The organism is Nocardia sp. BMG111209 (assembly GCF_000381925.1).
Taxonomy (GTDB): domain Bacteria; phylum Actinomycetota; class Actinomycetes; order Mycobacteriales; family Mycobacteriaceae; genus Nocardia.
Genome location: NZ_KB907308.1, coordinates 1074720 through 1086560, shown reverse-complemented (window position 1 = coordinate 1086560; position 11841 = coordinate 1074720). Strand labels below are relative to the sequence as shown.

Genomic DNA, 11841 nt, shown 5'->3' with positions numbered 1-11841 from the left:
TGTCGCGCCGCGGTCCGTAGGATGGGCGGAGTGAATTTCGCGGAAACTTCCGACACCACATCCGATTCACTGTCGACCACGAGCTCCGACCTGCCGGGTTCGACCGCGAATTCCGATGCCGCACACGAGATTCTGCGCCGGGTGTTCGGATACGACAGCTTCCGGGGATTACAGCGCGAGATCGTCGAACAGGTCATCTCCGGCGGCGACGCGCTGGTACTGATGCCCACCGGCGGCGGTAAATCGCTGTGCTACCAGATCCCGGCGCTGGTGCGTCCCGGCGTCGGCGTGGTGATCTCCCCGCTCATCGCGCTCATGCAGGATCAGGTCGACGCGCTGACCGCGCTGGGGGTGCGGGCGGGCTTCCTCAACTCCACCCAGTTCCCCGACGAGCGGCGGACGGTCGAGGCGCAGTTCCTCGCCGGCGAGCTCGATCTGCTGTATCTGGCCCCGGAGCGGCTGGGCGTCGAGTCCACGCTCACCCTGCTAGACCGCGGCAAGGTATCGGTGTTCGCCATCGACGAGGCGCACTGCGTCTCGCAGTGGGGTCACGATTTCCGGCCGCACTACCTCGCGTTGTCGGTGCTGCACGAGCGCTGGCCGGACGTGCCGCGCATCGCGCTGACCGCGACCGCCACCCAGAAGACGGCCGCGGAGATCGCCGAGCGGCTCGATCTGACCCGGGCCCGGCATTTCGTCGCCGGCTTCGACCGGCCCAACATCCAGTACCGCATCGAGCCGAAGAACCGCCCCGACCAGCAGCTGCTCGCCTTCATCACCGGCGAGTACGCCGGCGAGGCGGGCATCGTGTACTGCCTGTCGCGCAATTCGGTGGAGAAGACGGCCGAATTCCTCACCCGCAACGGTGTGGAGGCGGTGCCGTACCACGCGGGGCTCGACGCGCGGGTGCGCGCGGCCAACCAGTCCCGGTTCCTGCGCGAGGACGGCCTGGTCGTCGTCGCCACCATCGCGTTCGGGATGGGTATCGACAAGCCCGACGTGCGCTTCGTCGCCCACCTCGACCTGCCCAAATCGGTGGAGGGCTACTACCAGGAGACCGGCCGTGCGGGCCGCGACGGCCTGCCGTCCACCGCGTGGATGGTCTACGGTCTCGCCGACGTCGTGCAGCAGCGCAAACTCATCGACTCCTCCGAGGGCGACGCCGCGCACCGGCGGCAGCTGCAACAGCATCTCGACGCGATGCTCGCGCTGTGCGAGACGGTGGAGTGCCGCCGCACCCAGCTGCTGGCCTATTTCGGGCAGCGCGGCGAGCCGTGCGGCAACTGCGACACCTGCCTGAACCCGCCGGAGTCCTGGGACGGCACGGTCGCCGCGCAGAAGGTGCTGTCGACGGTGCTGCGGCTCAAGCGCGAGCGCAGCCAGAGCTTCGGCGCGGGGCACATCGTCGACATCCTGCTCGGCAAGTCCAATCCGAAGGTCGTGCAGCACAACCACAACGAGCTGAAGGTGTTCGGCGTCGGCGCCGACCTGCGGGATGTGGAGTGGCGCGGCGCGATTCGCCAGCTGCTGGCGCAGCGCCTGCTGGCGGTGCACGGCGAGTACGGGGTGCTGGTTCTCACCGAGGCCAGCGACGAGGTGCTGTTCTCCGGCCGCAAGGTGATGCTGCGCCGGGAACCGGAGCGCGCCAAGGCCGCGAAGGCGCCGCGCGCCAAGACCTCCCGGCTCGCCGCCGCCGATCTGGCGCCCGGCGACGCGGACCTGTTCGAGCGGTTGCGCGCCTGGCGCGCCGGCGTCGCCAAGGAACAGGGCGTGCCCGCGTACGTCGTCTTCCACGATGCCACGCTGCGCGAGATCGCCGCCCGCAAGCCCGCGACCATGTCCGAGCTCGGCGCGATCAGCGGTATCGGCGAGAACAAGCGCGCCAAATACGGCGACGGTGTGCTGGAAGTGGTGGGGGGAGAGGGCGGTTCGGCGGCACCGGCCGCCGAACCGGTTTCTTCCGGCCGTGGTTCCCGGGCGTCGGGATCGGCCGCCGGGCGCAACTCCCGTGCGGCCGAACCGGCCCCGGCGCGCGGTCGCGCCCCGGGCGGTACCCGGCCGGCCGAGCCGTCGGCCCCGAACCTCGACCACGAACCCCCGCCGGACTGGGATTTCGAGCCGCCGCCCGAGGACAGCTACTGACCGCTGCCCGCCACCCGGATTCCGTTGCGGCGGTATCCTGTATCGCACCAGGGCGGTCGGCATCGGAAGACGGTGCCCGTAAAAGTCCGGCAGCGAGCGGGATTCGGGTCGACCGGGTAACTCATCCCACGAACCGGACGTGATGGGATAGCGTGCGGCTATGACGGATCACCACCAGCATCAGGCTGACAACAGTCCCAGCATCTCCACCGATGCCGGTGGTCCGGACGGGCCGGAGCTGCGTGGATCGGGCAGGAGCGTCCGGCTCAGCAACGTGGTGGATGCCGCGTTGCTGCGGCCGCGGCGGCGGGCGCTCGGTCGCCCGCGGGTGTCCACCGTCACCCTGACTCTCGTCTGGATCGGGTTGTTCGTGCTCTACCTGTGGGTCCATCCGGGCTGAGCCGGCTGTCAACAGGGTGGATCCGCCGGATCTCCCGCCAGCGCCGCCGCCACCAAGGCCACCGCGCGCGGGTCGGCCAGGAGGCCGTTGTGGTCGACCGGACGGAACGGGCAGCCGTCCTGCAGCCAGATGTCGCGATCGCCCGGGGTCGGCATGGCGAGCAGGGCCGTCTCCGGCGGCGTGATGACCTCGTCGGTCCGGCTGGCGATGGCCGTGACCCGGACCCCCGGGCTCGATTCACCACCCGCGTTGAGCCGGGCCAGCATCGGTGATCCGGCCGTCTGCTGCACACCCGCGGTGCCGAACACCTGCGCGGCGATATGCGGGCCGTCCATACCGAGTTGCGCCAGATCGGGATACCGGCCGGGCAGCCCGGCATAGGTGGATCCCCGATACGGGGTGCCGAGCGTGACCACCGTGCGGGCCGCGCCGGGATGGGTCGACAGATATTGCCGGATCACCGTCCCGCCTGTCGAATGGCCCACCAGCGCAACATGTTCCGCGCCGGTCCCGGATCGTACGGAATCGACGAGGGCGGCGAGTTCGGCGGCGGTGCCGGTGATGTCGGCGACCCCGTACACCGTCCGCCCCGCCAGCGCCGCCCCGATCGGCCCGAGCCCCGGCCAGCCCTTGACGGCATCCGAACCGCTGACGGCGGCGCCCGGCATCTGCGCCCGGCCCAGATTCGCGGTGAACACGCAATAGCCGTCCTCCCGCAGCGCCGGCGCCAGCACCGAGAAACTGCGCTGCGCATCGGTTCCCGAGCCGTGCACCAGCACGACGGGATCCGGATGGGCCGACGCCGGACGGCAGGAGAAATCGTTGACGCCGGGCGGCAGCGGTTCCGCGGCGCTCGCCGGGGCCGTCGCGACGAGCGCGGTCGCCGCCGCGCACAGCAGCGCCGCCAACGGCCCGGCGGCCCGGCCGATCACGGCTGCACTCCCAGACCCGCCGCCAGCACCGGCCAGGAATTCTCGAAATCGTCCTGCCAATAACCCCACGAATGGGTTCCGGTGGGATGGAAATCGTAGGTGGCGGGAATGCTCAGGCTGTTCAGCCGGGTCTGCATATTGTGCGAGCAGTAGTCCGTCGCGGCCTCGATGATGCCGCCCAGCACGATCTGATTGGCGAACAACCACGGACCCGACAGCGAATATTTACCGCCGTACACATCGTATTTCCCCGGGATCCCGCTGCCGTTGGAAATGTAGATCGCCTTGCCGCGCAACCCCTCCGCCTGCACATACGGGTCGTTGCGCACCCAGTTCGGGTCGTCCGGCGGGCCCCACATGTTCGCCACATCCGACAGCCCCCATTCCTCCACGGTCAGCCGGACGAATTCGCGCCCGACCGGATCGCTGGTCTGCGCGCAGCCGCTGTAGGCCGCGACCGCCTGATACAGATCCGGCGTGGTGGCCGCCAGCGCCAGCGTGCTCGTGCCGGACATGGAGTATCCGGCGATCCCGTTGCGGCCGTTGGCATTCAGATGCGCGTTGAGCAGCGGCGGCAGCTCCTCGGTGAGGAAGGTGCGCCACTTGTTGCGGCCGAGCCGTGGATCGTCGCGTTCCCAATCGGTGTAGTAGCTGAACATCCCGCCGATCGGCGTCGCCACCTCGACGTTCTTGCCGGAGAGGTATTGCAGCGCATCCGTTTTCGTCGCCCAGGTGGACCCGTCGATCCCGCCGGCGGAGCCGAGCAGCAGGTACAGCACCGGCCGCGGCACACTCTCGTCCGCGGCCCGCTGGATCTGCACCGGGATGTCGGCGTCCATCGCCGCCGAATGCACCGTCACCGTCTCGTGCCGTGCGTCGACGGTCTCGATCCCGACGATGGCCGAATCCGCCGGTCCGGCCTGCGCGGCGGCGGCCCCACCGGCCGCGATGGTGATCCCTGTCAATGCGGCACACAATCGCCGACGCCCGCCCCGAGTCTTGTCCGTCATCATTTTCTCCACGAGCGTCCCGAACACCGAATGGGCGCCGGTCGCGCCCGCCGACTCAGGTTATGAACGGGCGCAACGTATTTCACGACGAGAATTGCTTGGACAGGACTTTTCGGGGCGTAACACCACGGGCCGGATTACGATGTCCGGTTTCGGAACAAGGCCGGATTTCGGCGCCGGCCGGGTCCGTGCACGGCGCCTGCCGGCGCCCCGATGCTGACCGGCCCGGATGATTTCCCGCGGCGGAGTCGTTGACAGATCGGTCACCACGACACCGGTCCGTAAGCTGGTCGGACAGTGTGCCGAGGTGTAGGTGCGATCGGAAAACAATTTGCCGCTCACCAGGGCGGACATGCTAGAAGGGTGTACATGAAGGAGAAAGGCCGCAAGGTCATCGCCACCAACCGCAAGGCGCGGCACAACTACGCGGTGCTGGAGACGTTCGAGGCCGGGGTGGCGCTGGTCGGTACCGAGGTGAAGAGCCTGCGGGAGGGCAAGGCGTCGCTGGTCGACGCCTACGCGACCATCGACGACGGTGAGGTGTGGCTGCGCGGCCTGCACATCCCGGAGTACGGCCACGGCACCTGGACCAACCACTCCCCGCGTCGCACCCGCAAACTCCTGCTGCACCGCCGCGAGATCGACAAGCTGACCGGCAAGATCAAGGAGAGCAGCCAGACCCTGGTCCCGCTGTCCATGTACTTCGCCGACGGCAAGGTCAAGGTGGAGCTGGCCCTCGCCAAGGGTAAGCAGGACTACGACAAGCGCCAGGACCTGGCCAAACGCACCGCCGAACGTGAGGTGACCCGCGAACTGGGCCGCCGCATCAAGGGCATGCGCTGAGCATTCCCCCAGGTCGGCACCCCTGGAATGATCCTGCGTACAAAGATGTTATTATTGGCAGCCCGGCCTCACCGCCGGGTGGGTCACCCTCCGGGGTGGCAACTGAATCGCAACAACAGACGGGGCTGAACGGTTTCGACTGCGTACGTCGATTCAGGGGAAGCGTGTCGGTGCAGGCAGGAGACCACCGTATAAGCGTCGCTGTAACCCTATAAGCGCCGATTCTCATCAGCGCGAGTACGCCCTCGCTGCCTAAGCAGTAGGACGTCTCTGTCAGCCCGGGCCCGCCCTCGGCCCGGTCACTGGCATCAGCTAGAGGGCTCACCGTCCGGGCCGGTCGCGGGTTCGGACGGGACAACAAACAGCGACTGGGATCGTCATCCCGGCTTGTTCGCGAGACCGGGAGATCCGAGCAGAGGCCCAGCGAACTGCACACGGAGAAGCCCTGGAGAAGCGGCGGAGGACCCGGGTTCGATTCCCGGCAGCTCCACAAGGGTGGTCTTACTCGAACCGGGGTCTTTGACCTCGGGGAGGGTAAGGCCACTTTCTTCGTTTCTAGCCCCGCCACCTGGCCGTGTCGGCCGTTGCGTGGCCTTATGGAATCTGCGGCTTCCAGCTGCATCATGCAGGTCGGCGAAGGGCTGGTTCAGCTGATCCGATCTGATACCCTCGACATCGAGGTAGAACCGCTCATAAAACGTCTGGTTGAGGAGCCGCCGGATAGCGTCGCTACCTTGTTCGTACAGTCGTTGAGGGTCGGCAGTCAGATCCAAGGCGCTCATCAGCACCTCGACGCCGACCGCCAGTTCCGCCCCGGTCGCCGCCAAGTTGGCTTCGACGGTCGCGCGATCGTTCCGTATGTGACGCAGTCGGGCTTTGATTTTGTCCTGGGGAAGCTCGCCCTCAACGGCGATGTCGAGCAGTCGCTCCTCCTTGGCGTCCAGCTCTTTCAGCCGTCTCTCCATACTGGCGTGCATCGCACGGATACCGGTCTGTTCATCTGCCAGCGCTCCCTCCAGCAGCGTCCGAACGTCTGCCGTGAACTGGGCAGGCAGTTGTATGGTGGTGTAGTGGTCGATGATGGCCTGCTCGACCTGTTCCACCGGGAGGTAGGGGAGATCGCAAAGACCCTCCTGACGTCCGCGGCACAAGAAGTATCCGTAGAGGTTGCCGGTCCGATTCTTCGCCTCGGTGTAGATCAGACGGGCAGTCCGGTCCGCGCGATGACAGCGCTGGCAGAAGAGTGAACCCTTCAGGTAGTGCTGGAGAACTCTGTCGCGTTGGCCGGGACGACTACGCAGGTCCAGCGCGTCTTGCACGCGATCGAACAGCTCTTGGGTGACGATCGGTTCGTGTCGGCCAGGATAAAGTTCGCCGTCATAGTCGATCCAGCCAGCATAGTAGGGGTCTTGCAGCATCTGGTGTAGTCGCTTGAAAGTCACCGGCCGTTCGGGAAACTTGCCGCTGGCGCGGGCCGTAAGGCCGAGGTCTGTCATCGTGGCTTCGAGCAGTTCGAGTCCGTAGTCACCTGTTGCATACAGCTCAAACGCTTTGCGCACCAGAGGCGCTCGGTGTTCGTCCTGCGCAACGGTGTTGATCAGCTTTCCTTCGTATTCAACACGCACGTTGAGATAGCCGATACGGGCGACGCCGAGTGTGCCGCCGTTGATGGCCTTCGTGCGCATCTTCTCCTGAATGTCCAAGCCTTGCAGCGTGTTCATCAGGTGGTTCATCACGTCGAGCATGCCCTCCATCGCAACGGCATGCGGACCCTCGCCGAAGTCCTCTTTGGCGCTGATGAGGCGGACGCCCATCTTGTTTAGCTGGGTTTCGATGATGGCGGCGTCGAAGCGATTGCGGAAGGCGCGGGAGCGCATGTAGACGATCACGTACCCAACTTCCGGATGCTTGGTCAGGTACTCCAGCAACTCGCGGATGACAGGGCGCTTGTCGATGGTCTTGGCCGAGTAGCCGGGCTCGACGAATTCCTTGATGACCTCAGCCTTGAGGCTATCGGCTTTGGCGTTGCCGAGTTCACGCTGGGTAAAGATCGACAGGCCATCGGGGTCGATGTCAATAGCTGTGTCAAGCTGCCGTTTGGTCGAGACTCGGAGCAGCAGAACGGCTTTCTTGAGTTGGGAGTTTCGAGAGGTTGTCTTACGTGCCACGGGATTCCTCTGTCTGTAGATGAGCGGTAGCTGGAATTTGAGTAAAATCTGGAATCAGACGTCGATGGGGCAGTAGGGCTTCTCGCAGTGGAATCCATTGTTGGAGTACGATTGTGTCGTGCGTTTGTTGGGCCATTTTGACGGTGAATTTGACGGCTACAGCACCACACATGTACAAGCTTGTTCTTCGTCGTAGTTGTAAGAATACAGGGGTCAGATCCGAATCGCCGGAGAGTGTTACAAGCTTTACGAATTTTCGGTGATCATCGCTTATATTTCCACTGTCTCCCGAGGCCGACGGCATATTGGGGTCGCTGAAATCGTCGTCCGACGGGTCGCTGAGACGGCTACGTGAACTGTCCCCTACATACAAGAGCTGCCGACCGACGCGGTCAAGTGCCTGGTATTGGGCTTCGCTGTCACCGTGTTGATAAATCTCCTGTGTTGTGAGGACGCTGGCGTGTCCCAAAATCAATTGGGTATCTCGTGCGGGAACTCCGGCATTTTTCAGGAAGGTAGCCGCTGTATGCCGGAGATCGTGAAGTCTGATGCGCCGCAATCCAGCCCGGTCGCACAGGCGATTGAAATTTACCGTGAGAGTGCCGGGTCGAATGGGTAGTCCTCCGGAGGTGAGGAATATCAGGTCGCCCAAGGAGTGCTTTGGCGCGATAAACTCGGTTGCAGCTTGATGGCGCGATAGAAGGTCCCGTATTGCTGGCAGCAATGGCAGCGTCCGGTTGCCTGCCTTGGTTTTCACTGGTCCGGTCATCAGCTGTGTTTTTACTTCTATCAATTGCTGCCGCACGTGGATCTGATTGCGCTCCCAATCTATGTCGCTCCATCTAAGTCCCAATACTTCGCCTCGACGCATGCCGTATACGAGCAAGAGGACGTATACAATAGAGTATTTGTGTGTTTGACTGGCGGTGAGAAATCGCGCAGCTTCCTCTAGTGACCATGGAGTGATGACTCTGGCAGTAACGCTCGGTAGCTCGACTAAACGGGCGACATTTCGCATTACCAGTTCCTCCCGCATTGCTCGGGTGAGAACAGCGCTGAGCACCACACGGATATGCCAGATGGTCGAGATCGACTTCCCCAAGGTCAACTGTCGATTCATCATGTGCTGTAGTCGTGCCACTGACAGCGTCGTAAGCAGTTGGGAGCCGATCATCGGCTTGATGTGAACCCGAATGATTTCGGCGTAGAGGAGCAGACTTGACGATCGGAGTCTCGTTGGGGCGATCTCACTCATCCAGTAGTCGATATATGCGCTTAGGGTCCATGAACGATCCGGGATCAGAATGCCGCGCGCGGCGTCGGCTGAGTGCACGACCAGCTTGATCTGGACTTCCTGTCGGGTTTTGCCATACACGCGGAGACGACGCCTCGTCCCAGCGATCGTACCGAGGTAGATCGCCCCCTCCCACCGTCCGTCCTTACGTCGATATACGGATCCTTCGCCACTGTGTCGTCGGCCGCTCATGGTCGGCCTCCGACCTTGACCAGCTGTTTCACAAACCGATCAGCTTCCGCCACTGGCACGAAGCGTCGTCGGCCGATCGTCACCGTCGCGAGTTGTTGCTGGTGGATCAACCGGTAGAGACTCCATTTGCTGATCCGCAGGCGTGCACAGGCTTCGGTGATCGTCAATAAGCGACCGCCTATGTTCTGCTCGTTCGGTTGAGTGCCGGAGGTAAATTGTTCAATGAGCCAATCCCGTTCAATCATATGCCCATCGGCAATACGGAGTGCGGCACTACCGAGTGTTCGCAGCATGCGGCGGCTATCGAGGTCGAGCGCTGTCATTGTGCTCGCCCCCCATGTCGGTGATTCGCGCCAGAATCTCTAGCATCAAAGCAGATTCCATGCTCCTCACTGAGCGCAGCAAAGAATACCTCGATCTTTTCCAGAACATTCGGCGGCACATCATATTTCGCGCAAAGATAGGTTCGGAGGGTAGGCAACGCATCGCCAGATGTCGGTCCGACGATGGCAAAGAATACGTTGGCCGGAGATATCTCGAGGACGTCAGCGATAGCTTTCAAGTTGTCGATCTTCGGATTGGCGATCTGACCGCTCTCAATACGCCAGTATGTGGACGGGTCAATGCGTGCTCGGCGAGCGACCTGGGGAGCTGAAAGCTCCAGCGCCTCACGTCTTTCCCGTAGCAGTCTCGCGAGCTGCTCGATCTGATTTGGCGTCATTTCGGTTGCCTCCGTTTGTGCTTCAAATAATACGCCCGGAACAATTGCGAAACAACGAATTTCGACAATTTCACAACGTGAATTTAATAAATGTTTAATTGCTTTGGTGAATATTGCGCTGCTGGGTTTTGTATTCACTATCACCTCCTTTGGTTCGTTTGAGTAGTGGCCGATCGGACCGTGAAGAGGATGAATCCTCGATTCGCTGATCCGATCGGCTGTGTCGCCGGGAGCTTGAGCGCTGTCCGACTGGTGGTGCTACTCGCTGGCCTGTGGGCCGCGCCGTCCGCTCGGACGCCGCGTGCCCTTCGCCGCTTCACCCTCGCTGGATTCCGGCTCGTCCTCTTGGACGGGCGGTGGCGGAGTGGGAGCGGTGAACAGGTTGGCGATAGCCTCCTGCCGCTCCCTGGCCTGCCGTTCGATCTCTTCCCTCGCGGCGGTGGCCTTGGCGATCAGCTCAGGATCTCGTTTGGCGGCCTCAATGTAGGCGTCGACCGCTTTGAACGATTCGGCCTTGAGGCTTGTGCCGCGCAGTTCGGCGATCCAGGTGAGCTGAGCGTGGCGAGCAGGGTCGAGTTTGATGGCCAGGGTGATTTCCCGGCTGCTGCTCGATCCTTCGGGTGTGGACATCGCTCCTCCTCGGTGCGAGCGGCCGGTAAGCGCTGATGCGTTTACGGGGACGGCCGCAGGACACCGACGAGTTCACTGGGAGGTTCAGACGACTAGTTCGAGGGGTGGCGGGGTGCTGCCAGATCGTCTATCGGATGGCACTGGATAGCCAGGGATGCTTATCTGCGAGTCGATCTCGTTACCCCAGGCATCCCATCCTGGTTGGCGCCGGCGGGCGAAGAGTTCGAGGTATGGGCCGTCGCAGAGTCTTTCGATAATTGCAAACTGCTCTTCAGGCTTGTGGCTGTGCTCGTCGTCGTCAGTCTTAGGCGACGAGCAGTGCTGATCTGCTGCCGATCATGGGCATCGAATCCCGTCACCACCGATCCACCGACCAGTTGCTCGACGGTACGACGAACGGCTGCGGCATGTCGAGCAGGCGAGCCGATCAGGTACTCCACGCCGGTGACGTCGGCGCGTGCCTCCAGGATGAGTGGCGGTGCGTGCCGCTGGGCTGCCCAATGTCGTAGCAGCCCGATCGCGGATTGTTCGCGGAAGGGATGAGGCCAGAACAGCAGCTGCCACACGAGAGTGCCTGGCGTGAGAGGAAGAGGAAGTTGCTCACTTGTCATGGTGCGCCTCCTCCTTGCTGGAGCGCGGAGTTGCACTCGCACCGGCGTTGTCTTTGTCCGTCACCCGACTGCTGTCCTGCATCGCGATCGCAATGACCGCACGGCTCAACTTTCGAAGATCTGGCGGATCGCGGCGAACGCTGCTGACAGTGATGCGCCGCTCCTCCTTCGATGTGCCGCGACTGCCACGGCGGTGGTTTACTCGTCCTGTTTTTGACATAGCTCTAGCCCTCCACGAATTTCTTACGGTTTCTATTTCAGAGATTCACCCGATAGGTGGTCTGATCGGCGATTGCATTGATGCAATGCCTGTATTCACTATGTGATGCTTGAATTTGTTCGACAATGATGTTCGCTGATTCCACAACACCGAAACGAACAGGAAATCTTGCGATAAACTTGCAGCGTTTTACCAGCGCTCTTTCAATGTACGAATCACAACGATCACGCCTACCGTCAAGCCGATGAGGGCGGCGATGCCGAGGATCATCAGCAGCGTGGGCAAGATCGCTTGGATCAGGGACACCGCGCAGTAGATGGCCAGTGCGGCAACGAAGATGCTGATCCCGACGCTGACGATCTTGTCGCTCCACTTTTGGGGCTCGCTGCCGCTCATCACTGCTCCTCCGCCGCGTTGACACTGGGCCATTGATGCATCCACTTGATCGTCTCGTCAGCCAGCATGCCCGTCAGTTCCAACACGAGACATGCCGAACGCGGGGCCATATCTTGATGAACGCCAACGACATCCACGATTTCGGACAGTGCGCCAGAGATCAACGCAATGGCCTTATTCGCCAAATGTTCGGCAGTGATCGGGTGGTCTCCTCGGGGAACGCCGACAATGAAGTCGCTCGGCTCGCTGATGGGGTCGTGTTGGTTATGCGGGTTGTTCATA

General features: G+C 62.9%; 13 protein-coding genes, 1 other RNA gene and 1 pseudogene. 5 read left to right on the top strand and 10 right to left on the bottom strand.

The genetic code is table 11. The features are described from left to right. The first annotated feature begins 21 nt into the window (after window positions 1–21). Entirely contained in the window at window positions 22–2142 is a 2121-nt protein-coding gene (gene recQ, locus G361_RS0128660) for a DNA helicase RecQ (RefSeq protein WP_019930571.1), read from the top strand. 160 nt (window positions 2143–2302) lie between these two features. Then, a complete protein-coding gene (locus G361_RS0128655) occupies window positions 2303–2542 on the top strand; it encodes a hypothetical protein (RefSeq protein ID WP_019930570.1) in 240 nt (79 codons plus the stop codon). Window positions 2543–2550: 8 nt separating this feature from the next. Here G361_RS0128655 and G361_RS0128650 read toward each other — a convergent pair whose 3' ends face one another. After that, a complete protein-coding gene (locus G361_RS0128650; RefSeq protein WP_019930569.1) occupies window positions 2551–3474 on the bottom strand; it encodes a triacylglycerol lipase in 924 nt (307 codons plus the stop codon). Continuing rightward, entirely contained in the window at window positions 3471–4484 is a 1014-nt protein-coding gene (locus G361_RS0128645; protein WP_369797950.1) for an alpha/beta hydrolase, read from the bottom strand. The genes G361_RS0128650 and G361_RS0128645 overlap by 4 nt, the downstream gene beginning before the upstream one ends. A gap of 369 nt (window positions 4485–4853) precedes the next feature. Between G361_RS0128645 and smpB the strand changes: the two genes are divergently transcribed. The 3 genes from smpB (at window position 4854) to G361_RS51215 (ending at window position 6574) form a co-directional block, all read left to right on the top strand. Then, window positions 4854–5327 carry an SsrA-binding protein SmpB gene (gene smpB / locus G361_RS0128640; protein WP_019930567.1) on the top strand — a complete coding sequence of 158 codons (474 nt, stop codon included), beginning with the start codon at window positions 4854–4856 and terminating at the stop codon, window positions 5325–5327. Window positions 5328–5448: 121 nt separating this feature from the next. Further along, window positions 5449–5820, top strand: a transfer-messenger RNA (tmRNA) gene (gene ssrA / locus G361_RS47840). Window positions 5821–5923: 103 nt separating this feature from the next. Then, window positions 5924–6574, top strand: coding sequence for a hypothetical protein (locus tag G361_RS51215; protein WP_063711890.1), 651 nt, complete (start codon window positions 5924–5926; stop codon window positions 6572–6574). Between the two features lie 111 nt (window positions 6575–6685). Here the strand turns inward: G361_RS51215 and G361_RS51920 are convergent. From G361_RS51920 to G361_RS0128615, 8 genes and pseudogenes are all read right to left on the bottom strand, one after another. Continuing rightward, window positions 6686–7495, bottom strand: a pseudogene (locus G361_RS51920) (recombinase family protein); the annotation flags it as partial. Further along, window positions 7485–8870, bottom strand: coding sequence for a site-specific integrase (locus G361_RS48655; RefSeq protein ID WP_196814653.1), 1386 nt, complete (start codon window positions 8868–8870; stop codon window positions 7485–7487). The gene G361_RS48655 and the pseudogene G361_RS51920, both read right to left, overlap by 11 nt. Window positions 8871–8977: 107 nt before the next feature. Next, entirely contained in the window at window positions 8978–9304 is a 327-nt protein-coding gene (locus tag G361_RS48650) for a helix-turn-helix domain-containing protein (protein WP_196814652.1), read from the bottom strand. After that, window positions 9301–9840, bottom strand: coding sequence for a helix-turn-helix transcriptional regulator (locus G361_RS48645; RefSeq protein ID WP_155981823.1), 540 nt, complete (start codon window positions 9838–9840; stop codon window positions 9301–9303). Before G361_RS48645 ends, G361_RS48650 begins: the two co-directional genes overlap by 4 nt. A 120-nt stretch (window positions 9841–9960) precedes the next feature. Further along, window positions 9961–10332, bottom strand: a complete 372-nt coding sequence (locus G361_RS45240) for a hypothetical protein (protein WP_019930565.1) — start codon at window positions 10330–10332, stop codon at window positions 9961–9963. 84 nt (window positions 10333–10416) lie between these two features. Further along, complete coding sequence (locus tag G361_RS48640; RefSeq protein WP_231387156.1) at window positions 10417–10587, bottom strand: hypothetical protein; 171 nt, start codon at window positions 10585–10587, stop codon at window positions 10417–10419. Window positions 10588–11352: 765 nt separating this feature from the next. Continuing rightward, window positions 11353–11559 carry a hypothetical protein gene (locus G361_RS0128620; RefSeq protein WP_036495572.1) on the bottom strand — a complete coding sequence of 69 codons (207 nt, stop codon included), beginning with the start codon at window positions 11557–11559 and terminating at the stop codon, window positions 11353–11355. Beyond that, window positions 11559–11840: a hypothetical protein gene (locus G361_RS0128615; protein ID WP_036495571.1), complete on the bottom strand. Its 282-nt coding sequence runs from the start codon at window positions 11838–11840 to the stop codon at window positions 11559–11561. The genes G361_RS0128620 and G361_RS0128615 overlap by 1 nt, the downstream gene beginning before the upstream one ends. Window position 11841: the final 1 nt, after the last annotated feature.

What these genes read in the sequence shown, in the direction of transcription:
- recQ (WP_019930571.1), top strand. Translation starts at nt 22, where the DNA reads ATGGGCGGAGTGAATTTCGCGGAAACTTCCGACACCACATCCGATTCA.
- G361_RS0128655 (WP_019930570.1), top strand. Translation starts at nt 2,303, where the DNA reads ATGACGGATCACCACCAGCATCAGGCTGACAACAGTCCCAGCATCTCC.
- G361_RS0128645 (WP_369797950.1), bottom strand. Translation starts at nt 4,484, where the DNA reads ATGACGGACAAGACTCGGGGCGGGCGTCGGCGATTGTGTGCCGCATTG.
- smpB (WP_019930567.1), top strand. Translation starts at nt 4,854, where the DNA reads ATGAAGGAGAAAGGCCGCAAGGTCATCGCCACCAACCGCAAGGCGCGG.
- G361_RS51215 (WP_063711890.1), top strand. Translation starts at nt 5,924, where the DNA reads ATGGAATCTGCGGCTTCCAGCTGCATCATGCAGGTCGGCGAAGGGCTG.
- G361_RS48650 (WP_196814652.1), bottom strand. Translation starts at nt 9,304, where the DNA reads ATGACAGCGCTCGACCTCGATAGCCGCCGCATGCTGCGAACACTCGGT.
- G361_RS45240 (WP_019930565.1), bottom strand. Translation starts at nt 10,332, where the DNA reads ATGTCCACACCCGAAGGATCGAGCAGCAGCCGGGAAATCACCCTGGCC.
- G361_RS0128620 (WP_036495572.1), bottom strand. Translation starts at nt 11,559, where the DNA reads ATGAGCGGCAGCGAGCCCCAAAAGTGGAGCGACAAGATCGTCAGCGTC.
- G361_RS0128615 (WP_036495571.1), bottom strand. Translation starts at nt 11,840, where the DNA reads ATGAACAACCCGCATAACCAACACGACCCCATCAGCGAGCCGAGCGAC.